Annotated in this window: 1 protein-coding gene; it reads left to right on the top strand. The window is 56.4% G+C overall.

The features are described 5' to 3' along the window. Positions 1-242: 242 nt before the first annotated feature. Positions 243-1435 (top strand): aminotransferase-like domain-containing protein (locus tag ACXRVY_RS29050; RefSeq protein WP_458238961.1); only part of this gene is annotated, 1193 nt, incomplete at its 3' end.

Here is a 1435-nt window from a genome sequence, read left to right as displayed (position 1 = left end):
GTCGAGTGGTTGTTGCGAGATGTTTTTTTGCTATTACTGCTTATTGTTCGCCGGTTTGTTAGGTAAGTTGTTGATTTTAAAATAAATAATATTGTTTAAAAATATCATCCAGTAAAGATGATTACCGATTCAATCAACGCTTCAATAGAATCAATTCATCGATTGAGTTGATTTATTAGTTGCCTAACCTCAATGTGATATTCTCGGATATTCATCATTTCTACGATGGGTAGTGATCATTCATGTGGGTTCCTCAGCTAAGCGAGTTCAGCCAGCCGATGTATTTGTCGATTGCCGACGCGTTGGCGCGCGATATCAGCAACGGCGTGTTGAACGAAGGTGATCGCCTGCCGACCCTGCGGGAGCTGGCGACCACGTTGAATGTCACACCGGGCACTATCAGCCGGGCCTATAGCGAAGCCCATCGGCGGCGTCTGGTGCAGGGAGAGGTAGGGCGGGGCACTTATGTGCTCAACCAGAAACAGCTTGAACTGCCGGCCAGCAACAGTGCCGCCCCGCTGAATCTGGGGCAGTCCGAATTATTGGATCTTTCGATCATCAAGCCTTACAGCGAAACCCTGGAATACTGGTTGCGCGGGGCGCTGGTAGGCATGGCCAAGAGCACCGATTTCGCTCGCGCCCTGGATTACGCGCCGGACGGCGGCCATCCGGCGCACCGCGAGGCAGGGGCGCAGTGGTTGCGTCATTCGTTGCCCGATGCCCAATGGCAGCAGGTGGTGATCACCGCGGGTGCGCAGCATGGCTTGATGGTGGCGATGAGTGCGCTGACCAACGCTGGCGACCTGGTGCTGTGTGAAGAGCTTTGCTACCCCGGCATCATTTCCCTGGCCCACGGTCTTGAGCGACGCCTGCGGGGCGTAGCCATGGACGATGAAGGGATCATTCCCGAGGCGCTGCGCGAGCTGTGCCTGCGGGAGAAACCGGCAATGCTGGTTTGCGTGGCAACCTGCCAGAATCCGACGGCTGCGATCATGTCGCAAAAACGCCGGGCGCAAATCGCCGCATTGGCTGAGGAGTTCGACTTCATCATTCTGGACGACGACATCTATGGCTTTCTCGCCACCGACCCGTCGATCAAACCGCTGTCGGCCTTCGCCCCGGATCGCTCGGTGTACCTGACCAGTCTGTCGAAAGCGGTCATGCCGGCGTTGCGAATCGGCTATCTCTACAGTCCGCCAAAACTATTGTCGCGCCTGACCTCGATGGTGCGCAGCAGTGTCTGGATGCCGTCGCCGTTGACGGCGCAACTGGCCAGCAATGTGATCACTGAGGGGCTGGATAAAAAGCTGATCCGCATTCAGCGCAACGAAGCCGCCGGGCGGCAGGCGATTGCCCGGGAAATCTTTGCCAATTTCGAGCTCAAGACCCAACCGTATTCCTACCACATCTGGCTGACCCTGCCCGAGCCCTGGAC

Source organism: Pseudomonas sp. P5_A2_2 (assembly GCF_054177685.1).
Note: the sequence above shows the minus strand (reverse complement) of the source record. Positions and strands in the feature narration are given on the sequence as shown.